The organism is Dyella terrae, assembly GCF_022394535.1.
In the GTDB taxonomy this organism is placed as follows: domain Bacteria; phylum Pseudomonadota; class Gammaproteobacteria; order Xanthomonadales; family Rhodanobacteraceae; genus Dyella.
This window is the reverse complement of the sequence record NZ_CP089414.1, coordinates 1,900,357-1,920,924: the sequence shown is the minus strand read 5'-3', so window position 1 is coordinate 1,920,924 and position 20,568 is coordinate 1,900,357. Positions and strand designations below refer to the sequence as shown.

Below are 20,568 nucleotides of genomic sequence, written 5' to 3'. Positions count from 1 at the left end.
TATGTGTGACTGCGGGCTAACCCGGCCGTACGAATGTGCGGCGCTTCAATCTTTCGCTGGCTGGGGACCAGGGCCGATGCGCAGTGAACCGGCCATCTGCTTGATCACCGGCCCCCACGTAGCCTGATCCGCCGCGTCGTACTCGAATCGCACCGCGGCATACACATCGTTATGGATGGCCATCTTTTCGTAGACGATGCGACCCTTCGGCGTCAGGCAGGAGAAAGCGATGAAGGTGGGTTTGTTCACCTCATACGACACCTTGCCGGGCGCGCAATGCGTTTCATCGTCGTGCAGCAGGCTGGCCCGGGTGTCATCCGGTGAGGCGTACTTGCCCCAGACCGCGATGTCCGCCTTGCCGGATTTAGGCGCGAAATCCAGCCCATCACCCGATGCCGATTCGGTGCCCGGCACCAGAAGTTCGTCGGGATAATCCACCATATAGTCGTAGACGACGTTGTGATATGTGGCTGCGGTTTTATCCCGCATCTTGTATAGCGGGTTGGTCAGGTCTGCCCGCTCAGCGAACACATTGAAGACCAGCCCCGCGGGTCCGATGCACTTGGGTAGCGCGGTAGACGGATGATCCAGCGCGAAGTCGACAAATCGCGGATGCGCCGCATCGACGTCCATGCCCAGCTTCACCAGGCCATTGGCCCCGTTGTCACGGAACTGATGCGTTGTCGCCCATTCGCCGTTAGGCAGGGCCTCGGACTTGTCGCCCGATTCATCGGTTTCGGAAAAGAAGGTTGCCGTGCCATCCACGACGGCGTGGCAGTTCGACGCCGAGTCGTACACCACGTGATAACGAATGGCGCGCTTGCCATCGACCTTGGCGCCTTCGGCGATCGTGATCACCGTGGTGGCGCTTTGCTGCCGATCGGTGAGGGTGGTGCTGGCGATGGTCGGCAAGGCGGGCTTGTCATCCGCATGCGCCGATGCCGCCACGCCCAAAGCCAGAACGGGTATCCATAGGCCTGCGGCCCAGGTTCTCTTGTCGAACATTCGTCGAAACTCCCTTTATGACGATGATGATATGGGCGGGCCACGAGGTGCCGGCGCTGTTCCCCGCAGGCCACATCCGTTGCGCCGCGGGGATGGTATCCGTCAGTCGGCGAAGCGCAGTAGTACCGTGTCGGCTTCGACGAAGTCGCCTTGCGCAGCATGGATGCTCGCGATGTTGCCGGCGCGGGGTGCCTTCAGCGCCAGCTCCATCTTCATCGCTTCCATCACCAGGAGCTCCTGACCTTCTTCCACCGTGTCGCCCGCGCTTGCCTTCACCAGCACGATACGGCCGGGCATCGGTGCAACGATCTGGTTGCCGCCCGCCGCTTCTTTCGACTCCCACGCAAACGCCGCCGCGCGCTCGAACACGTGACGGTAGCCGTGAGCGTCGTGGACGGTCACGCGTGCAGCATCGGTGCGCACCGGCACGCGTACGGACTCGCCGTCGAAGCGCGCGCTGAGTGCGTCGTCGCCGAGTCGCGCACCCTGTACGTCACACGCGGTATCGCCGTGGTGCAGCCGGTAGTTGCCGTCATGGCCGTACGCTTCGACTTCGTGACGTTGGCCGTGCAGCGACAGCGCCACGATGCGTTTGCCGGCATGGCCCACACGCCATGCATCCGCATGCAACCACGGTGAGTGCGGGTCAGCGGGGTTCGCCACGACGCTGCGTTCGTCATGGATCAGCGCAGCGACGGCGGCTGCAAAAAGTACGCGCGCCTGGGGTGCCGCGTCGCCGGCCAGAAATTGGTCCAGATGGCGATCGAGGTAGCCGGTATCGATGCGGCCTTCGACCACCACGGGGTGGCGCGACAGGCGTTCAAGAAACGCAATATTGGATTTTGGTCCGACGATCTCGCTGGCCATCAGCACATCACGCAAGCGCTGCAGAGCCTGCGGGCGATCGACGTCCCACACAATGAGCTTGGCGATCATCGGGTCGTAGAAGATCGTGACCGTGTCGCCTTCGATCACGCCGCCGTCCAGGCGCACATGGCGCGAGGGTGAGGGCAGGCGCAGCTTGATCAGCTTGCCCGAGCCGGGCAGGAAGTTCTGGTCGGGATCTTCGGCGTACAGGCGCACTTCGATGGCGTGACCGTGTGCCTTGATCTGTTCCTGTGCGAGCGGCAGGGGCTGGCCGGCGGCCACGCGCAACTGCCATTCCACCAAGTCCAGCCCGAGCGTTTCCTCGGTGACCGGGTGCTCGACTTGCAGGCGCGTGTTCATCTCCATGAAGAAGAACTCGCCGCCTTGGCCGACGATGAATTCCACCGTGCCCGCGCCGACGTAGTTCACCGCCTTCGCAGCGGCCACGGCGGCGGCGCCCATCGCGGTGCGGCGTGCATCGTCAAGGAAGGGTGAGGGCGTTTCCTCCAGCACCTTCTGGTAGCGACGTTGCGCGGAGCATTCGCGCTCATTGAGATGGATGACGTTGCCTTGCGTGTCGCCGAATACCTGGAACTCGATGTGGCGTGGATGTTCGACGTAGCGCTCGAGGATGACGCGCGTATCGCCGAACGAACTGGCTGCCTCGCGCTGTGCGGAGGCGAGCGCCGCGGCAAATTCAGCCTCGCTGTGCACGATGCGCATGCCCTTGCCGCCGCCGCCGGAGGCTGCCTTGATCATCAGCGGGAAACCCGTGCGGCGCGCTTGCTCGGCGAGCACCTCGTCGGACTGGTCCGCGCCGTGGTAACCGGGTACCAACGGCACGTCGTGCTTTTCCATCAGCGCTTTGGCAGCCGCCTTGGAACCCATGGCGTCGATGCTTTCCGGACGCGGGCCGATAAACACGATGCCGGCCTCAGTGCAGGCGCGTGCAAAGGCGGTGTTCTCGGACAGGAAGCCATAGCCGGGGTGAATCGCCTGCGCACCGCTTTTGCGTGCCACGTCCAGGATCACGTCGCCGCGCAGATAGGACTCGGTCGGGCGAGGGCCGCCGATCGGCCACGCCTCATCCGCCAGCCGCACGTGCTGCGCGTTGGCGTCGGCCTCCGAATACACCGCGATGGTGTGGATGCCGAGGCGCCGGCAGGTGCGAATGACGCGGCAGGCGATTTCGCCGCGGTTGGCAATGAGTACGCGCTCGAACATGCGGCTTCCGGGGGACGGTGCGAAGCTGTCAAAACTAGCAGATTGCCGCGCTGCCGCCGATGCGCAGCGCAGCATGGGGCGCCCCAGTGGAGCGGGCTGGCGCTATTCGCCTTCCCAGTAACCGACCTGCATATCCGCACGCGTCACCAACCTGAAACCTTGCGGCGAACCATCGGCGGCGGGCGGGTACTCGGCAAGGATGCCGATCTTGCCGGTATCCGGGTATTCGCAGATCTCGGGCGTTTCCTTGGAGCTCACCGCGAGGTAGCGCATTTCGGTCGTACCAGTGTTGATGATCTGGTGCGCCTTTTCCGGGCCGCCCGGAGGACAGGCAATCACGTCGCCCACCCGGACCGGATAACGCTGGTCGCCGATGCGCACCTCACCACTGCCTTCGAGGATGAAAAACATCTCCTCGTTGATGCGATGGTTATGCAACGGAAAAGCGCGCTTGCCCGGCGGCACTGCCGTGATGTTGTAGCCCAGTTTCTGCGCGCCAACCTGCATGGAGAAGCGGCCCACGCGCGCTTCGAACCGCTCGGCGGTGTCGCCGGTCGGACTCATGCCGGGCGGGAAGGGTTGCAGCTCGACGTCGGCGATGTTGATGATGGGATGCGTCATGGTGTGATGCCTCTGGATGGAATCATTCCGGCGAGTGGCAGACGGCTTCGATGTTGTGCCCGTCGGGGTCGAGCACAAAGGCGCCGTAGTAATGTGCGTGGTAATGCGGGCGAAGGCCCGGTGCGCCGTTGTCCTTGGCGCCTGCTTCCAGTGCGGCACGGTGGAAGGCCATTACCGCGGCCCGATTGGGCGCGGTGAATGCCACGTGCACGGCGCTTGTGGCGTGATTGGCCTGCTGCGACGTGCCGATCCAGAACGTGGGGCGGCCACTCATGCCGAAGCCTGCGTGTGCGCCATCGCCGGTCTGCTCTGCAGTGACTTCCATGACCAACTCGCCGCCCAGTGTTGCGAGCACCTTGCGGTAGAACTCGCGGCTTCGTTCGTAACCAGAAACCTGCAACCCGACGTGGTCGATCATGGCACCGTTCCTTTGCGCAATGGAGCGGCGAGTATGCGACAGAAAGCGTCAACCCTGGTTACACCATGACGCGGCACGCTTGCCGAGGAACGCACCCAGTCCTTCCTGGCCTTCTGCGGACACGCGCAGGCGCGCAATGAGCGCGGCATTCTCGCGATCGATCCGCGCGGCGCTGTTTTCATCGGCGCCAGCTATGCGCAAGGCAAGCTGCTTGGCTTCGGCCTGTGCCACCGGACCAGCCTTGACGAGCAGGTCGAGCGTCGCGTTGACGGCGTCGTCCAACTGCTCGACGGGAACGCACTGATGGAGCAGGCCGATCTGCAAGGCCGTGGTCGCATCGAACAGTTCGCCGGTGACGAAAAGGCGGCGCGCCTGGCGCAGCCCAATGGCGTGGATGACGTAGGGCGAGATCACCGCCGGCACCAGGCCGAGTTTCACCTCGGTGAGACCAAAGCGTGCCGTATCCACGCCAATGGCAATGTCGCAGCAAGCCACCAGCCCGACGCCGCCGCCATAGGCGGCGCCATTCACGCGGGCGATGGTGGGCTTGGGCAGGTATTGCAGCGTGCGCATCAGCGTGGCGAGGCGCAGGGAATCTTCGCGGTTCTCCGCTTCGCTCGCACCCACCATGCCGCGCATCCAGTTCAAGTCCGCGCCGGCGGAGAAGCTGGCGCCTTCGCCGGTGAGCACGACTGCACGCACGCTGCCGTCTTCGCCCGCGTGCTCCAGCGCCGCGGTGAGCTCGGCGATCAAGCCATCGTCAAAGGCGTTGTGCACCTGCGGGCGATTCAGGGTGATGCGGCGGACGCCGCCGTGATCGGCGATCTGGATGCTTTGGCTCATGAGTCGCTCCTGCTGGGGAGCGACATCGTAAACCGAACCCTTCCCCACGATGTTCTTCGCCGAAGCGGCGCGCCTCAGTCCTTAGCCGGAAGTACCAGGAATTCGGCGGCTTCCAGGGCCGAGCCCTGCCAGTGGCCGGAAGACACATCGCGCCACCACGGTTGCACGGCTTCGACACGTGCGGGCTCCACGGCTTCACCCAGCCGCGGCATGACCAGGCCTTCCGGCACCTTGGCCAGCAGCACTTCCGCCGGTTCAGCCCAAGGATGCATGGCGAGGTTAAAGGTGCCCCAGTGCACCGGCAGAAAGCGTCCGCTGCCAAGCTGGCGCCACGCGGTGATGGCGTTGTCCGGGCCCAGGTGCACGCTGCCCCACGAGGGATGGAACGCGCCCACTTCGATCATCACCAGATCAAACGGCCCCAACCGTTCGCCGATCTCAGCGAAGTGCGGCGACAGGCCCGTATCACCGCTGAAGAACACCGAATGGCGTTCGCCGCGCAGTACGAAGGAGGACCACAGCGTGGCATTGCGATCACGCAGGCTGCGACCGGAAAAGTGGTGCGACGGAGCAGCGGTGAGCGTCAAGCCGCGTGGCAGCGTGGTGCTTTCCCACCAGTCCAGCTCGATGATGCGTTCGGCCGGCACGCCCCACGCTTCCAGATGCACGCCCACGCCCAGCGAGGTGATGAACGGCACCTGCAGCTTGGCGAGCGCACGGATGCTCGAGTAGTCGAGATGGTCGTAGTGGTCGTGCGAGATCAGCACGGCGTCCAGCGGCGGCAATGCGGCGATGTCCACGGGTACCGGCTGGAAGCGCTTGGGCCCCATGAAGGAGAAGGGCGACGCGCGTTCGCCCCAGACCGGGTCGGTGAGCACGCGTACGCCGTCGATCTCCAGCAGCACGGTCGAATGGCCTAGCCAGGTGGTGCGCAAGCCGGTTTCCACCGGGCGCGTCCACTGCTGGCGGGGATCGAGCGAGGGCAGCGGCTTCGACGGTGTACGGCCTTCGCCACGGAAGATGAAGTCGACCAGCGACGGCTTGTCGTCCTCGACGCGCGGAGCGCTGGAGCGGTACGTGTTGACGAAGCTCTCGCCGCCGTACTGCGGGGAAGCTTGCATCCGTTCCAGGCGCAATCCGCCCGCATGTCGGTTGAACAGAGCCATGGAAACCTCGGCATCGATGTGGCCCGGCGGTGCGTTGTCGCCTCACCGGTATGGCTGCGCCGCCATGTCGTCGCGGCGCCTTGTTCAATGGCTATCGGGGCGTTGGCGTCCAGTTCCAAGTGCGCGCCACTGGCGGTGGTTCAGCCTTCATGTTCTTGCGGTGCTGGATGCCACGGCGGCAATGGGCCGCGCTGCAGTCCGCAGGGGAGTAATGTACAATGCGAACCATTCTTATTTGAGTTGGTGACCAGTGCGCTTGTCCGATCTTCCGAAAGGGGCTACTGCCGTGGTGGACCGAGTGGACGATGCTCATGCTTCCGACGTGATCGCGCAGCGACTGCGCGACCTCGGCTTCGTATCGGGCGAGCCGGTTCGCGTGGTGGCGCAGGGGCCGCTGGGCGCGGACCCGTTGCTGATCCAGATTGGCTCCACACGCTTCGCCCTGCGCCGCAAGGAAGCCGAGCGCGTGCTGGTGAACGCGGAGACCGTTGCATGAGTGCGAGCACCCTGCGCATTGCCCTGGTCGGCAATCCCAACTGCGGCAAGACCGCGTTGTTCAACCAGCTCACCGGTGGCCGCCAGAAGGTGGCGAACTACGCCGGCGTGACGGTGGAGCGCAAAGAAGGTCGCTTCACCGCACCCTCCGGCCGCGTGTTGCAGGTGTTGGACTTGCCGGGCACGTACAGCTTCGACGCCACCAGCCCTGATGAGCAGATCACCCGCGACGTGCTGGAAGGCAATTATCCGGGCGAGTCGGTGCCGGACTTGGTTGTCTGCGTGGCCGATGCGACCAACCTGCGCCTGCATCTGCGCTTTGTGCTGGAGGTGAAGCGACTTGGCCTTCCGGTGGTGTTGGCGCTGAACATGATGGACGCGGCGCGCCGCCGTGGTGTGGTGATCGATGTGGTGGAGCTGTCGCGCCGCCTAGGCATCCCCGTGGTGGAAACCGTCGCGGTGAAGCGCGATGGCGTGAAGGCGCTGATTGCCCAAGTCGACGGCGAGATTCCACAGGCCGCGCCTGCACAACCCGATGACGCGGCCAGCCGCGCCGACCTTCACGTGCAAGTGCGCGAACTGATGGCGGCCACCGTCACCATGCCGCGCGCCACCGCGAAGATCGACGACGCGCTGGATCGCTGGGCACTGCATCCGGTGTTCGGGCTGTTGATTCTCACCGTCGTGATGTTTCTGGTATTCCAGGCGGTGTACGCCGCTGGCAAACCGATGTCCGACCTGATCGGCGATGGCTTTGGCTGGCTCGGCGAGCACGTCACCGCGTGGATGCCGGCGGGGCCGCTGCAAAGTCTGCTTGTGGATGGCGTGTTTGGCGGCCTGGGCACGGTGATCGGTTTCCTGCCCGTCATCCTGGTGCTGTTTTTCTTCATCTTGGTGCTGGAGGAATCCGGCTACCTGCCGCGCGCGGCGTTCCTGCTCGATCGCCTGATGGTGTCGGTCGGTTTGACGGGGCGTTCGTTCATTCCGCTGCTTTCGAGTTTTGCCTGCGCCATCCCCGGCATCATGGGCACGCGCAGCATCACCGATCCGCGTGATCGCCTCTCGACCATTCTCGTCGCGCCGTTGATGACATGCTCGGCGCGATTGCCGGTGTATGCACTGTTGATCGGCGCGTTCATTCCCACGCGCCGCGTGCTGGGCATTTTCAACATGCAGGGCCTGGTGCTGTTCGCGTTGTATGCGGCGGGCATTGTCGGCGCCATGGTGGTGGGTTGGGTGATGAAGAAGCTGCGACGCGATCGCAGCGAACACGCGCTGCTGATGGAGCTGCCGTCGTACCGTCTGCCGAAGGTGCGTGACGTGGCCATTGGCTTGTGGGAGCGCGGCATGATCTTCCTCAAGCGCCTCACCGGCGTGATCCTGGGCCTGACGATCCTGATGTGGGTGCTGTCCAGCTTCCCGGCGGCACCTGCTGGCGCTACGGGCCCGGCTATCGACTACAGCTTCGCCGGCTACCTCGGTCGCGGTCTGCAGTACATCTTTGCGCCGCTGGGTTTCAACTGGCAGATCAGCGTGTCGCTGATTCCCGCCTTCGCCGCGCGCGAAACCGCCGTGGCTGCGCTCGCCACGGTGTACGCGGTGGGTGGAGATGGTGCCGACAGCGCGGGTCTTGCGCAGGCGCTGGCGGCCAACTTCTCGCTGCCCAGCGCGCTATCGCTGCTGGTGTGGTTCGCATTCGCGCCGCAGTGTATGTCCACGCTGGCGGTGATCCGTCGCGAAACCAACTCCTGGCGCAACGTGGGTATCTCGTTCGGCTACATGTTTGTGGTGGCTTACGTGGCCTCGTTCCTCACTTATCAGATCGCGAGCTGGCTGACATGAGTACCGGCCTGGTCGTGCAGTACGTGATCGTCGGTGTGGTCGCGCTGTTCGGTGTGTGGATTACGTTCCGCAAGCTGGCGCCACGGCTGAGCAGTCGCTGGTTGGCAACGCTGGCGCTTCGTCTCGATCGTTCGGGGAGTGCCGCATGGCAACGCGCGTTTGCGCGTCGCCTACAGCCCAAGCAATCCACCGGCAACTGCAGCGACGGTTGCGATACCTGCGGCTCCTGTGGCCCGAAGCCACCTGCGGCAGCGCGCGACGTGCATCCGCTGGAGTTCCGCCCGCGCGGTAAGTAACGCGCAACACCCCATAGCGATCGACCGGGACGCGCATGGCGTCCCGGTCGTTGTGTCGCTTACCAGGCCGTACCGCCGGCGTAGTCGCTGGACAGGGTGGTGTTCAGCTGGGACAGAATGGTGGCGTCCGTGGTCACCAGACCCAACTCGCGGTTGTAGTTGAGCGAGGCCGAAGAGAAGTTTTCCGAACCCACGAACGCGCGCGCATTGGCGGTGCCGTAGTCGGCCACGATGGCCTTGGCATGGATGTACAACGGCGCCGTCTCGGCGTACGTGGTGATGTTCACGCCAGCCTTCTTCAGTGCGTTGAACTCGGTGGCATAGTCGTTGGCATCATTGGTCATGCACACGGTGACGGCCACGCCACGCTTGGCTGCGTTCTCCAGCGCGGTGACGATGGTGCTGTAGCTCATCTCCTCGTTCTCCACCTGCAGGGTGGACTGCGCACTGTTGATCACATTGAGCAGTTGCGTCTTCGAGTTCGTCGGGCTCCACACCAGGTCATCACCCACCGGCGGTGTGATGGTCTGTGAGGCGAAGTCCGCGCTGAAGGTGCTTTCGATGGCTGCGACGTCGGCCGCATCGTTCTCGATCACCGCAAAGTCGCGACTGGTGCTGTAGTAACGGCTGGTCAGGTTGAGCGACATGATGGCCGCGGTGGTGCCATCGACCACGATGGATTTCTCATGCGTGGCGTCGTACTTGGTCCAGGCCCAGACCGCCGTTGCACCACAGCTGTTGAGCTGGTTATAGGCGCTGAGGTTGTTGTTGTATTCAAGGTTCTGATCGAGGATCACGCGCACAGCCACGCCGTTGGCGGCAGCCTGACAAAGCAGGGATTGCGCCTGCGTGTCCACCAGTTCGTACATGGTCATGTCGATGGTGCTAGTGGCCGACTGGATCAGGTTGTAGATCGGGGTCAGGCCCTGATCCGGTTCGATCACCAATGTCCGGGTGACCGTGCTGGCCGACGGCGATGCCGCCAGTGCCGGTGTCGCTACCGTGGCGAGGCCTGCGTACAGCAGGGTGGCGGTGACGACGGGTGCGCAGAGCGCGAACAGATTGCAACGAGACTTCATGACGAGCTCCCTTCGTGATGTGACGTTGGTTGGAGCGCAGCGTGATCGCCGCGCCTTTAGCCGCCCCATGCGTTGCCGCGGCAACGCGGTGAAACGCGCACGCCGGGGGTGATCCGTATGCGGCGGCAGTGCGCATGACACTGCGCTTATATGACAGGGAGCCTTCGCCGAGGCTTGGCAAGTTCATGCGGTCACGCACGATGCAGCTAGTGCTGTTTGCGCGTGATGCAGTTCACCGAAATGTGGTGCGCTGCCATTGCGGCAGTGCAGGTGGTGTGAAAAATTCAGGCACGTTGGCGCGTGTTTTTCGCGTGATCGCATGCGCACGTTTCAGCGTATCGTGCGCGCCGATGCGTATCCGCTGTGCGTGTTCGACAACGATTACTGGTGATCGGAGGGTGATGCATCCATTGGCGGATTCATCTTGCGCAGTGCCGGATCATCCGGTTTCACCGGGCGGAGAATGCCAACGGTCACCGTGCCCGATCGCAGGTACGAGGTGAACTTCGGATCATAGGGATCGGTGCTCTCGCGCAGCTGCTCGTAGGCGATGACGCCGTCCGTCTGATGTACGCCGGTGACTTCGCCCGGCGCGTTGGGGTGGATGCCGCCGTTGCCTACGTCGTAGTTGGTGAACGACTCGTGGCCATTTCTACCAGACATGCCACCCACCATAAGGTGAGTCGCCGCCGAGCCAACACGCGAGCCCGTGGCGGAGATGAGTACTTCGTGCCAGCGCGCCTTGGCACGCGGTAGGGCCGCTGTGTCACCGTACTTCGGCAGTAGCTCGCGCCAGATGATGTTGGCTTGATCGAACTGATCCGGTGTCAGGTGTGCATAGAGCAACTGCTTGGCGTACACGTACTGCGGCTCGTTGCGTTCCGCCGCCAGCGCAAACCATGCCATGGCGCGTGGCAGATCCACCGACGAACCATGGCCGTTGAGGTACAGCACGCCGAGGTTGTATTCAGCCGGTTTGTACGCCCAGGACGCCGATACTTCGAACATGGCGATGGCATGCGCGTAGTCACCTTTCTGGTTGGCCAGCGCGCCAAGGTAGAAGAAGTATTCGCCAGGGCGGCCGTCGTCCTCGGGACGATTGAACGGATCGGTGCGGCTGCTGGGAACGTCCGGAGTCGCGTTGTAACTCACCACTTTCGGCGGTGGCGACTGGGTGTCGACGGGGATGGTCGGCAAGGCGTCGTCCGCGGCGCGCAGGGCAGGGCAGAGCAGCAGCCCTGCAAAGGCGATGGCGCGTAAGGAACGCGGCTTCAGTGGATTGCGCACGGTCATGGCGACACCTCGCGTGTGCCTGGAGATGGCAGCATTTGGACGCTACTCCCATCCGCTGCACCGGGCAATTGCGGTCGCCCTGGATCGATGCCCTCGGAAAACACACGGCGAACCAAGACTAAGGGTTTGCCACGTGTTGGTTACGGGTGGCCGTCGTCGCTGGTTTTCGTGCCGCCGTCCTGGTCCTTGGTAGCGTCGCCGTCCTTCTTGTTGACCTGAGACAGCGGCCCCACCGTGGCCTGCCCGGTGACCGGACTTAGCTTGGGGTCGTAGGGATTGTCGGTCGAGCGCAAGGCTTGATAGGCCATGGAGCCATCGCCCTGATGCACGCCGGCGACCTCTGCGGGGTTGGTACTGGTGTGGCCGCCGTCATGGACGTCGTAGTTGGCCGAGCGCATGTGATTAGGTGTGCCGTCGGCGCCGCCGACGATGACGTGCCCCGCGGACGATCCCACCCGCGAGCCGGTCGAATTCTGCATCGCCTCGCGCCAGCGCGACTTGGCGCGCGGTAGTGCCGTCTCGTCGCCATAGGTGGGGAGTAGTTCGCGCCAGATCACGTTGGCTTGTTCGTACTGCCCTGGCGTGAGGTTGGTGTAGATCAGTTGACGGGCGCGAATGTATTGCGGGTCGTTGCGCTCCGCGGCCAGCGCCATCCATGCGAGTGCGCTCGGCAGGTCCACCGACGTGCCTTGTCCACTGAGATACATTACGCCCAGGTTGTACTCCGCTGGCTTGTATGCCCATGACGCGGCGACCTTGTACATCGCCATGGCATGGGCGTAGTCGCCTTTCTTCACTGCCTGCACGCCCAGGGCGAAGTAGTACTCACCGGGCCGTCCATCATCGGTTGGCGTGTTGAACGAGCGGGTGTTGTCTTCCTCCGTGTCGTTTGCCGTGGCGGCAGCCGGAGAGATCGCCACCGGTTTGTCGTCGACCGGTATCTTCCTTTGCGAGAGATCATCACTGGCAAAGGCGGCAGGCGCTGCCAGCGCCAGCGTGGCAAGCCACAGGAGGAACGACGAGGAGCGCTTCTGCACGGCCATGGCAATCCTTCCCGGGTTGCGTGTGCGAACGGTGGCGCCGAACTTACTCCCGTGTCCGGCGCTCCGCAATTGTCCGCACGGCGGCGTCAGTCGGACGAAAGCTGCTCGTAGCGCGCAAGCAAGTGGTTGAACACAGGCCAGAACGGCTGCGGCAAATGGCCGTCCAGACGATCAGCCAACACGTCCAGATGGGTGTGCCAGCCACCGCTGGTACTGATGAGATCTGCAGGCTTGAGCTTGCGATGCGTCACCGTCAGGCGCACTTGCCCGTGCTCGGGCGTGAGTTCGAAGGTGACTTCCGACGGGTCATCGAGCCCGCCCCAGGTCATGGCAAGCAGGTGCGGCGGGTCGCAGGCAAGTACGCGGTGGCGGGACGACACGCCGTCCGCGTAGACCTTGAAACGTTCTGGTGGTGGTATCGGCGTTTGCGACAGCTCGATGTGATGGAAATGCATTTCGAACTCGCTACCTACGCGCTGTTCCATGGCGCCGGTGGCGAGCCATTGGCCGCGCTTGTCCGAGTCGGTGAGGTACGACCACACGCGTTCGATCGGACCGGGTAGCACGCGCTCGAAGCGGATGGTGTCAGTGGCAAGGCGCTGGCGTGAGGGATGGCGATGCAGGTTCTGCTGCAGGTGCCCGAGGATATCGGTCCAGCCCTGTGTGGTTGCGTCCGCCCATTCCGGCAGTACGTCTTCATGCAACAGCGTTAGCTCGCAACCGGAACCCACGGGGACGATATCGATGCTGACGCGCGTCATGGCATCCGAGTACTTGGGCACGCCGAAGGTGAAGACGAGCCGGTGCGGCCGGTCGATCTCCAGGTATTCGCCCACATGGTCCACGTCCTCACCGTCGCGTCGGTCACGAAAGCAGAAGTGCCCACCGACGCGTGCATCGATGTCCACCTTCACCATCTCGCCGTTGGGTGCGGAGAACAGCCAACGCCCGGCCGTAGCGGGATCGAGCCAAGCATCGAACACGCGCTCGGGGCAGGCATCGAAGTGGCGAGTGATACGCAGTGTGCGTAGGGCAATGGTGTTCATCGTGGTGTCCCTTTGGGTTTGGGCTTGCCCGCAGCCGCGTCTTCGGCTCGGAGCAAAGCGTCGAGGGCGTCGAGCCGCTGGTTCCAGAACTGCTCGTAGAAACGCAGCCACTCATCGGCGATGGCCAATGGCGCGGGCTCTAACTGGCAGATGTGTGTGCGCCCTTTGACGACGCGGCGCACCAGGCCAGCGCGTTCCAGCACTTTTACATGCTTGGAGGCGGCGGCCAGCGACATGTCGAAAGGAGCGGCGAGTTCGCCGATGTTGCGGTCGCCCTCGGCCAGACTGCGCAGCATGGCGCGGCGAGTGCCGTCGGTGAGGGCCTGAAAAACCGTGTCCAGCGCAGGGGTATTTAATTCAACCATAAGGTTGAATATCTGCCTACATCAAAGAAAAGTCAACCATTAGGTTGAATATGTTGTCAGGTCCCGCTTGTCGGAGTGGTTGCGGGCTTGGCTCCAGGGCGCCAAAGCAACCGCGTCCGCTGGAGCCACAGGTCGGTACCCCACGCGGCGAGCGCGACCAGCGCCACGCAGGGCGGCCAATGGATCGACCCCCACATGCCCATGAAAAATAGCGAGTCTGGCAGCGCGGCCCAGCGGGTTCTTAGGTTGGCCGGTGGCAGTGGGTTACGGGCGCGGTAACGGCCGTAGGCGAGCGACGCAGTGGGTAGCAGCACGCCCAGGGTCACGCCGGTGTGCCCCGTGGCAAACCACACGAGAAGGCCGATGGCACACATCACCGGAAGGAAGGCGATGCGTAGCAATGGTCGGGGCTGTGCCGGTTCTTCCGGGCGCCGTTGCCAGAGCAGGAGCGCGACGAACGTGAGGTATGCCGCCCACGTCGCTGTGATCACGGCGGCGCTGATCAGCAGGCTGGCCGACCCTTGTTCGCCATAGGGTTCCTCAAGGAGCAAGTACCACACGGTATCAAGCAGTGCGCCGAGCACGAGCAAGGTACCGCATCGAATGATGCCGATCAGCACGCGCGGTCCCGTCACCATATGGGGGCTCGCCGCCGCGACGCAAAAGCGGATGAGCGCCGGGTCGATGGTGCGGGGCAGTCGTGCGGGCACGCCTTCGTAAAGGCGCCAGAGGAACAGGCCGAGCGCCGTCGGCAGGCCCGGAATCCACGCGGTCAGTACGACCCACCACCAGTGAAACGGTCGCTGCACCCAACGAAGGTAACGGCCGCTCTTCTTGATATCGCCATAGGGTTTCTTGGCGTCGCGCACTCGCACTGCGAGTCGTTCGGCGTTCTCCGGCAGCATCAGCCAGCGCACTTCCAACTGGTTCGGCAAGTCCTGCAGGGAAACGCCTCGGCTGGTCGCCAATTCGGATAGCCGGAAATAGTCGAACAGCACGCCAGCCAACGCGGTGGACATGGGCGGACGCTCGCGCACCAAAAGCTCCAGTAGCCCAGGTGCCAACTGCAGCCGCACGTCCCAACTGCGCAATACCGGTTGTGCGTGCAGCGCGGCAGCAGCGGGCTCGCCGGCCTGTTCTCGCGCGAGCGCGCAGAACCAGCGATAGATCACTTCTGCATTCACACCGGCGGGGTCTGCATTCCATGCCTCGACGGCCGGCTCGAAGCGCTGAACAAGCGTGTGTCGTTCGTCGAGGTTCGTACGCAGTCGTTGGGTCTGAAAGGGATCGGGTCCCGCCAGTGCGTGGTCCAGGCCGAAGAACTGCAGTGTGGCGTCAAACGAGGCGGCACCGATCGGCGGTTGGTCGCGAAACAGTCGGCGCAATACGGCGTGACCAGCTTGCTGCTTGATGCGCAGCGACCAGAGTTCGGGTCGTTCCTGCAGCCAAGTCAAAAGGGCCTGCGTATCGGACACTGCTGCGGTGTCGATATACGCAGTGGCGAAACCTTCGGCATCGAAGCGCACCGGTTCCATCGCAGGTCGCACGGGCGGTGTGTTGTCGAAGCGTACGGCGCGCCATGCAAGGGGCACGTGCGGAGAGGCCATCTCGCCCACTGGCGGTGATGCATCGTCGGTGCGCGGCGTCGGTGGGGCGCTAACCGGCGGATGCTCCTGCGGGATGGCGCGCTGCCTGCACCAGGTTTGGGCAGCTTCGTACTTCTTGCGCAGCTCCTGAAACGCTTCCGGATCGACGTCGGGCCGCGCTTCCTTCAGCCGTGCGGCGTAGGCACGCTTCAGCTCCCTTTCGTCGGCATCGTCGGGCAAGCCGAACCACGCCAGCGGCGAGGTCATACGTGGGCATCCAGCGTATCGAGCGCCTGACTCAGTTGGCGGCGGCGTTCGCGAATAAGGTGGTCATCCTGCGTGTCCAGAATGTTGCGAAACTGCGCGATCCACTGCTGCAACTGCGCGCGGGCGGCGATGTATTCCTCGTAAAGACGTTCGGCGCGTGCCAGCAGCGCGATGTTTTCGTGCTTGTCGCGCGGATGGATTTTGATGCCTTCCAGCGTCTGGAGGCGTGCACGGATGTCCGCGGGCGTGAGCAAGCCCGGATTCTGTTCAAGCACCAGTTCGTGACGCTCATTCGTTGCGAGCAGAGTGGCTTCTACCTGCAGCACGCCATTCACGTCGTAGGTGAAGCGTAGGTTCACTGCGTTCTGCGCGGCTGAGCGTTGCGACGACAGTGGGATCTCCAGCTCGCCCAGCTTGATGTTGCGGTCCGCCATGGGGTGCTCGCCCTGGTAGACCTCCAGCGTGAGCTTGGTTTGGTTGTCGCGGAATGGTAGGAAGGTTTCCTCGCGGCTCACCGGCACCGTGCTATTGCGATGGATGATCGGCGAGAAGAAACCCGTCTGCTCGCGGCCCTGTTCGTCGCGGCGGGATATCTTAGTGCCCAGGGTGTACGGGCACACATCGGTGAGAATGACCTCATCGAGACGCTGGTCGCGCGATTTGAGGCCGGCCGCAATACATGCACCGAGCGCGATCGCCTGATCCGGGTTGATGTGCCGCAACGGCAGGCGCCCGAACATGCGCGAGACCAGGCGGGCCACGAGTGGCATGCGGCTGGCGCCACCCACCAGCACGATTTCCCCCAATTGCTCCGGTTGCAGGCGCGCGTCGCGCATCGCGCGTTCCAGCGGCGCGCGCATACGCTGCACGAGCGGTTCGCATAATCGTGCAAAGCGCTCCTCATCGATCTGCCAGTTCACTGGACGATCGCCGATACGCCACTCGATGCCTGTGCCTCCCTGCGCGCCAAGCTCGCGCTTGGCCTGCTCCAGGCGTCGTCGCAACTGGCCGTGTTCCTGAGGGGACAGCGTATCGATCGCGATCTTTTCGTCGCCGAGGAAAGCGCTTTCCATGACATCGAGGAAATCCTCGCCGCCGAGGAAGTTGTCGCCTGCGCTGGCATGTACTTCCACTACGCCGTCGAACATTTCCAGCACCGACACGTCGAAGGTGCCGCCGCCGAGATCGAACACCAGGAAGCGCGAGCCGTCCGGCTTCTCCTGCAGGCCATAGGCGAGGGCGGCGGCGGTGGGTTCGTTGATCAGGCGTTCGACGCGAATGCCGGCCAACTCACCGGCCGCTCGCGTGGCCTTGCGCTGCGCATCGGAGAAATACGCGGGTACGCTGATCACGGCCTCGGTGATCTTTTCGCCGGAGACGGCCTCGGCGTCAGCGATGAGGGCTCGCAGGATCAGCGCGGACAATTCTTCAGGGCGGAACACGTGCGTACCCAAGCGCGTTTCGCGCGCTGTGCCCATGTAGCGCTTGAACGTTGCCACGCTGCTCTCTGGGTGGCTGACCATGCGGTCGCGCGCCGCGCGGCCGACGATGATGTGCCCGTCGCCATCCACACTGACCACCGACGGTGTCAGGAGGTCACCCAGCGCATTGGGAAACAGAACCGAGCCATGTTCCCCGTAGGTACCGATCAGCGAGTGCGTGGTACCCAGATCAATGCCAACGATCATCCTTGCCATACCCTCCGTAGCGCTCCGGCAAGTGTAATCCGGAACGGCCCGGCTGGCGGGTGGTGGGGCGGGTACGCGCGCCTGAGACGGCGGCCGGGTAGAATCCGCCGATCTCCCAGGAGTGTCCCATGCAGCATATTCCCCCGATGGATACCGCCGTGCCGGAAGGCGATACCGCTGAGATCACCGTGCCGCCCACCATGCACCACCCTGCTGGCCATGGCCTGCAGGACACGCTGGACATTGTCGGTCACGATGAAGTCGAGCACGACGAAGCCTTGCGCAATTCGCAGTTGCGGGTGCCGCGCTAACAGGCTTTAGGGCTGCTCCTAAACCAGCAGCGTTTTCACACCTTTGCTTTCCAACGCCTCGACGTATTCCGCCGGGGCAGCGTCGTCGCTGATCACCATATCCAGATCGTTCACCGGGGCGATGACGGACAGGCTGCGCTGACCGAACTTGCTGGCATCGAGTACGGCGATGGTCTGGCGTGACACGCGGATCATCAGCGCGTTGAGCGAAGCCTCCAGCGGGTCGGGCGTGGTCACGCCGACCGCCGGGTCCAGGCCGTCCACACCCAGGAACAGGCGGTCGGCGGAAAGCCTCGACAGAGCCTGCTCGGCATCGGGGCCGGCCAGTGAGTACGAGGTCTGGCGCAGAAGGCCGCCCAGCATCATTACCCGCACGGCGGGCGTGGCCGACAGCTCCATGGCGATGTTGAGCGCATTGGTGATGACCGTCAGTGAGGTCCACTTGCGCTGGCGGATCTGCCGGGCGATCTCCACCGTGGTCGAGCCGGAGTCGAGGATGACGGTCTCGCCGTCCTCGATCAGTCGCGCGGCGGCCTGGCCGATGCGCAGCTTCTGCACATGGTGGCGGGTTTCCTTGATATTGAGCGGAGTATCTAGTTGTGTCGTCGCGGCGGGCAGGGCGCCACCGTGGGAGCGGCTGATCGTACCCGTGCGATCGAGCGCCTCCAGATCGGCGCGGATGGTCACTGCCGAGATGTCGAACAGGGCGACCAGTTCGTCGACCGTCGCGCGCCCGTTCTCATTGACCAGCTCGACGATGCGACGCCGGCGTTCTTCCACCAGCAGCTTCGGCGGGGGCAGGGCAGCCTTGCGTCGTGTCGTCATGGTTCCTTTCCTGGTGAGCTGGCCCGGTCCGGCATCATTGCGCGAGCTCTGTGGGCATCCTGCCACAGGCGAGAGTCAAGGCATGCCCAGTAGTCTTGCCGCGTTGTCGTGATAGAGCTTGCGCAGGATGTCCTGCGGCAGGCCCACCCCGTAGATGGACCAACGCCCCTGCGGCGGTACAGTGGAAGGAGCGTAATCGAAATACTCGTCTTCTGTCTCCAGGAAACGGTAGTAGATCTCGTAAAGCTCATCGCCGAGTAACTGTTGCGGCACATCGTTGCCGTAAGGGGCGGCACGGCGTCGGTGCCAAACAAAATGCGGTCCTGGTAGCGCTCGAAGAAACGTCGTGCCATGCGCGGCTGGCGCCCCAGTTCGCTGATGCGCGCGCTGATATCCACCTGCACGTTGGGGTGGCGGTCCATGCACGCGGCGATGGCTGCTAGATCTTCGGCCTGGTTGCCTACGTGCATCAGCACGAACGTGGTGTTCGGGTGCCGCGCGATCACGCGGTTGCGTGCTGCCAGCAGGTCACGGTGGCTGGGGTATTCCGGGCCGTAGAACGACCAGTCCGGATGCTTGGCCAGTTCTTCGTAGCGCTCGTTGGCGCTGTCGCCCGGCAGGAAGAACGCTTCCGGGTCGGAGGTGTGGATGAACACCGGCATCTTCCGCGCCGCGCAGGTTTCCCACATGGGGTCGAAGCGCGCATCGTCCACGCTGACCAGTTCACCCTGGTCGATGCCTTCGCGTAGATACAGGCCCAGCGTCTTCAATAGCTTCAGGCCCGCCGCACCGATGCGATGCGCCTGTTCGATTGCTTCGGCCTGCAGGCGTGGGTAGTCAGGCTCGGCAAACAGCGCGAACGACGGTTCCGTCATGGTGCGGAACCGTCCGGGCGCTACGGCGTCGAAACGCGCGATGGATTCCTCTAGCCCTTTGCCGGTGCCACCAGTCAGGTTGACCATGGTGCGGATGCCCTTGCGGTCCATCAGCGCCACCAGTTCGGCGGGATCAGCGAAGTAAGTCATCGCCTCGCCCAGCGACACGCCATTGCGCGTTTCGCTCATCCAACTCAAGTGCGTGTGCACGTCGATGACCGGGAATGCCGGTTTTTCTACACGGGTCACCGGTACATGCAGCATGCTGCGCGGTTTGAAGTCGGTCAGGCGAAGATTTTCGCCGTCGGCTTTTGCCGCGGTTTGCAGTGGATTCTTGTTGCTGCCACCGCCGAGCATCGGCGGCGCGCAGCAACCGCAACCCGTGGGGGTTGCGGTGAGCAGGTGGCGGCGATCCAGATCGAATCGCCGCCGCGCGCGAGAGTTCGCGTCACGCATCGTGTATGTCCCGATCAGCCCGGATAGCGCGCCATGATGTCGTGCACCTGGCGAGTGAGGGCCACCGCCTGGTCGAACGGTCGCAGCCACATGTTGCGGCCAAACATCACGCCGCTGGCGCCGCTCTGCATGTAGAACTCGACCTTGCGCAGCACCGCTGCGTCATCGTCGTTCTTCTCACCACCGGAGAACAACACCATCGTGCGGCCGGCCGAACGCACCACGCGTGCGCAGCGCGCTGCTGCATCTTCCTGCAGCTTGTCATAGGGCGCGGGCACGTTGGCCACGCTGTCGTTGGGTTCGTGCAGCTTCACGATGTCCGCGCCCAGTTCCAGCGCCACGCGTGCGGCGTAGTCCTGCGCGAAAAGCGTATTGGTGCCGCCCTTGGCGTTGATCGCGCTGCCGCGCGGGTACGACCACACCACCAACGGCATGCCGTAGCGCTCGCAATCCTGGCGCACTTTCTCGAACTGGCGGAACTCGTCGTGCTGGCGCGGCGAGCCGACGTACATGGTGTAGCCCACGGCATCCGCGCCCAGGCGCACGGCGTCTTCCACGGATGCAAAGAGTGGCGAGGTCGCCTCCGCGTCACTGGAGATATTGGTCTTGCCGTTGAGCTTGAGGATCAGCGGCACGCGACCGCAGTACTCCGTCATGTACTTCTCGGCCAGGCCAATGCCCAGCGCGATGGCAGAAAAGCCGCCGGCCTCGGCGAGCTCGAACTGATAGCTCGGATCGACGGCCGGCGGGCGGGGAAAGAAATCGGTCGGGCCATGTTCCAGGCCCTGGTCCAGCGGCAGCACCAGCAGGCTGCCGTTGCGCGGACCGCTGCCATAGAGCAGGCGCCATAGGCGGGTGCGCTTGCCATGCGAAAGAGCCAGCGAAGCCAGCTTGGAGGAGGAAAACGACGGGTCTTGCAACTTGCGTTTCATTTCGAATACCTTGTGTTTGAGGTTT

General features: G+C 63.9%; 20 protein-coding genes. 4 read left to right on the top strand and 16 right to left on the bottom strand.

Annotation, left to right across the window (positions count from 1 at the left end):
* Positions 1 to 45: 45 nt before the first annotated feature.
* The 6 genes from DYST_RS08030 to DYST_RS08005 form a co-directional block, all read right to left on the bottom strand.
* Entirely contained in the window at positions 46 to 1,005 is a 960-nt protein-coding gene (locus DYST_RS08030; protein ID WP_239951190.1) for a hypothetical protein, read from the bottom strand.
* Between the two features lie 102 nt (positions 1,006 to 1,107).
* Entirely contained in the window at positions 1,108 to 3,096 is a 1,989-nt protein-coding gene (locus DYST_RS08025) for a biotin carboxylase N-terminal domain-containing protein (RefSeq protein ID WP_239951188.1), read from the bottom strand.
* Between the two features lie 102 nt (positions 3,097 to 3,198).
* A complete protein-coding gene (locus DYST_RS08020) occupies positions 3,199 to 3,717 on the bottom strand; it encodes a cupin domain-containing protein (RefSeq protein ID WP_239951186.1) in 519 nt (172 codons plus the stop codon).
* 22 nt (positions 3,718 to 3,739) lie between these two features.
* A complete protein-coding gene (locus DYST_RS08015) occupies positions 3,740 to 4,135 on the bottom strand; it encodes a VOC family protein (RefSeq protein ID WP_239951184.1) in 396 nt (131 codons plus the stop codon).
* A gap of 48 nt (positions 4,136 to 4,183) precedes the next feature.
* Positions 4,184 to 4,978 carry an enoyl-CoA hydratase/isomerase family protein gene (locus DYST_RS08010; protein WP_239951182.1) on the bottom strand — a complete coding sequence of 265 codons (795 nt, stop codon included), beginning with the start codon at positions 4,976 to 4,978 and terminating at the stop codon, positions 4,184 to 4,186.
* 74 nt (positions 4,979 to 5,052) lie between these two features.
* On the bottom strand, positions 5,053 to 6,144 hold the full coding sequence (locus tag DYST_RS08005; RefSeq protein WP_239951180.1) for an MBL fold metallo-hydrolase: 1,092 nt from the start codon (positions 6,142 to 6,144) through the stop codon (positions 5,053 to 5,055).
* A 250-nt stretch (positions 6,145 to 6,394) separates the two neighbouring features.
* On the opposite strand from DYST_RS08005, the gene DYST_RS08000 reads away from it, so the two are divergent.
* Genes DYST_RS08000 through DYST_RS07990 form a run of 3 tightly spaced genes read left to right on the top strand, consistent with a single transcriptional unit; the run spans position 6,395 to position 8,777 of the window.
* Positions 6,395 to 6,640: a FeoA family protein gene (locus DYST_RS08000; RefSeq protein ID WP_102302429.1), complete on the top strand. Its 246-nt coding sequence runs from the start codon at positions 6,395 to 6,397 to the stop codon at positions 6,638 to 6,640.
* Positions 6,637 to 8,481 carry a ferrous iron transporter B gene (gene feoB, locus DYST_RS07995; RefSeq protein WP_239951178.1) on the top strand — a complete coding sequence of 615 codons (1,845 nt, stop codon included), beginning with the start codon at positions 6,637 to 6,639 and terminating at the stop codon, positions 8,479 to 8,481. The genes DYST_RS08000 and feoB overlap by 4 nt, the downstream gene beginning before the upstream one ends.
* On the top strand, positions 8,478 to 8,777 hold the full coding sequence (locus tag DYST_RS07990) for a DUF6587 family protein (RefSeq protein WP_102302427.1): 300 nt from the start codon (positions 8,478 to 8,480) through the stop codon (positions 8,775 to 8,777). Before feoB ends, DYST_RS07990 begins: the two co-directional genes overlap by 4 nt.
* Before the next feature lie 59 nt (positions 8,778 to 8,836).
* Here DYST_RS07990 and DYST_RS07985 read toward each other — a convergent pair whose 3' ends face one another.
* The 7 genes from DYST_RS07985 to DYST_RS07955 form a co-directional block, all read right to left on the bottom strand.
* On the bottom strand, positions 8,837 to 9,856 hold the full coding sequence (locus DYST_RS07985; RefSeq protein ID WP_239951176.1) for a phospholipase D-like domain-containing protein: 1,020 nt from the start codon (positions 9,854 to 9,856) through the stop codon (positions 8,837 to 8,839).
* A gap of 381 nt (positions 9,857 to 10,237) precedes the next feature.
* Entirely contained in the window at positions 10,238 to 11,149 is a 912-nt protein-coding gene (locus DYST_RS07980; RefSeq protein ID WP_239951174.1) for a tetratricopeptide repeat protein, read from the bottom strand.
* 140 nt (positions 11,150 to 11,289) lie between these two features.
* Positions 11,290 to 12,192, bottom strand: coding sequence for a tetratricopeptide repeat protein (locus DYST_RS07975; protein ID WP_239951172.1), 903 nt, complete (start codon positions 12,190 to 12,192; stop codon positions 11,290 to 11,292).
* 86 nt (positions 12,193 to 12,278) lie between these two features.
* The gene (locus DYST_RS07970; protein ID WP_239951171.1) at positions 12,279 to 13,238 is read right to left on the bottom strand and encodes an SRPBCC domain-containing protein; all 960 of its coding nucleotides are present in this window, start codon (positions 13,236 to 13,238) and stop codon (positions 12,279 to 12,281) included.
* Entirely contained in the window at positions 13,235 to 13,603 is a 369-nt protein-coding gene (locus DYST_RS07965; RefSeq protein ID WP_275666945.1) for an ArsR/SmtB family transcription factor, read from the bottom strand. The genes DYST_RS07970 and DYST_RS07965 overlap by 4 nt, the downstream gene beginning before the upstream one ends.
* Before the next feature lie 56 nt (positions 13,604 to 13,659).
* Complete coding sequence (locus tag DYST_RS07960) at positions 13,660 to 15,456, bottom strand: J domain-containing protein (RefSeq protein WP_239951169.1); 1,797 nt, start codon at positions 15,454 to 15,456, stop codon at positions 13,660 to 13,662.
* Positions 15,453 to 17,144, bottom strand: coding sequence for a molecular chaperone HscC (locus DYST_RS07955; RefSeq protein ID WP_239951168.1), 1,692 nt, complete (start codon positions 17,142 to 17,144; stop codon positions 15,453 to 15,455). The genes DYST_RS07960 and DYST_RS07955 overlap by 4 nt, the downstream gene beginning before the upstream one ends.
* 128 nt (positions 17,145 to 17,272) lie before the next feature.
* Here DYST_RS07955 and DYST_RS07950 point away from each other — a divergent pair, with 128 nt between their 5' ends.
* Positions 17,273 to 17,455 (top strand): hypothetical protein, encoded by a 183-nt coding sequence (locus DYST_RS07950; protein ID WP_239951167.1) that lies wholly within the window; start codon positions 17,273 to 17,275, stop codon positions 17,453 to 17,455.
* Between the two features lie 18 nt (positions 17,456 to 17,473).
* On the opposite strand, the gene agaR is transcribed toward DYST_RS07950, so the two are convergent.
* Genes agaR through DYST_RS07935 form a run of 3 tightly spaced genes read right to left on the bottom strand, consistent with a single transcriptional unit; the run spans position 17,474 to position 20,543 of the window.
* A complete protein-coding gene (gene agaR / locus DYST_RS07945) occupies positions 17,474 to 18,280 on the bottom strand; it encodes a transcriptional repressor AgaR (protein ID WP_239951166.1) in 807 nt (268 codons plus the stop codon).
* Positions 18,277 to 19,611: an amidohydrolase family protein gene (locus DYST_RS07940; protein ID WP_239951165.1), complete on the bottom strand. Its 1,335-nt coding sequence runs from the start codon at positions 19,609 to 19,611 to the stop codon at positions 18,277 to 18,279. Before DYST_RS07940 ends, agaR begins: the two co-directional genes overlap by 4 nt.
* Before the next feature lie 14 nt (positions 19,612 to 19,625).
* Positions 19,626 to 20,543: a class I fructose-bisphosphate aldolase gene (locus DYST_RS07935; RefSeq protein WP_239951164.1), complete on the bottom strand. Its 918-nt coding sequence runs from the start codon at positions 20,541 to 20,543 to the stop codon at positions 19,626 to 19,628.
* Positions 20,544 to 20,568: the final 25 nt, after the last annotated feature.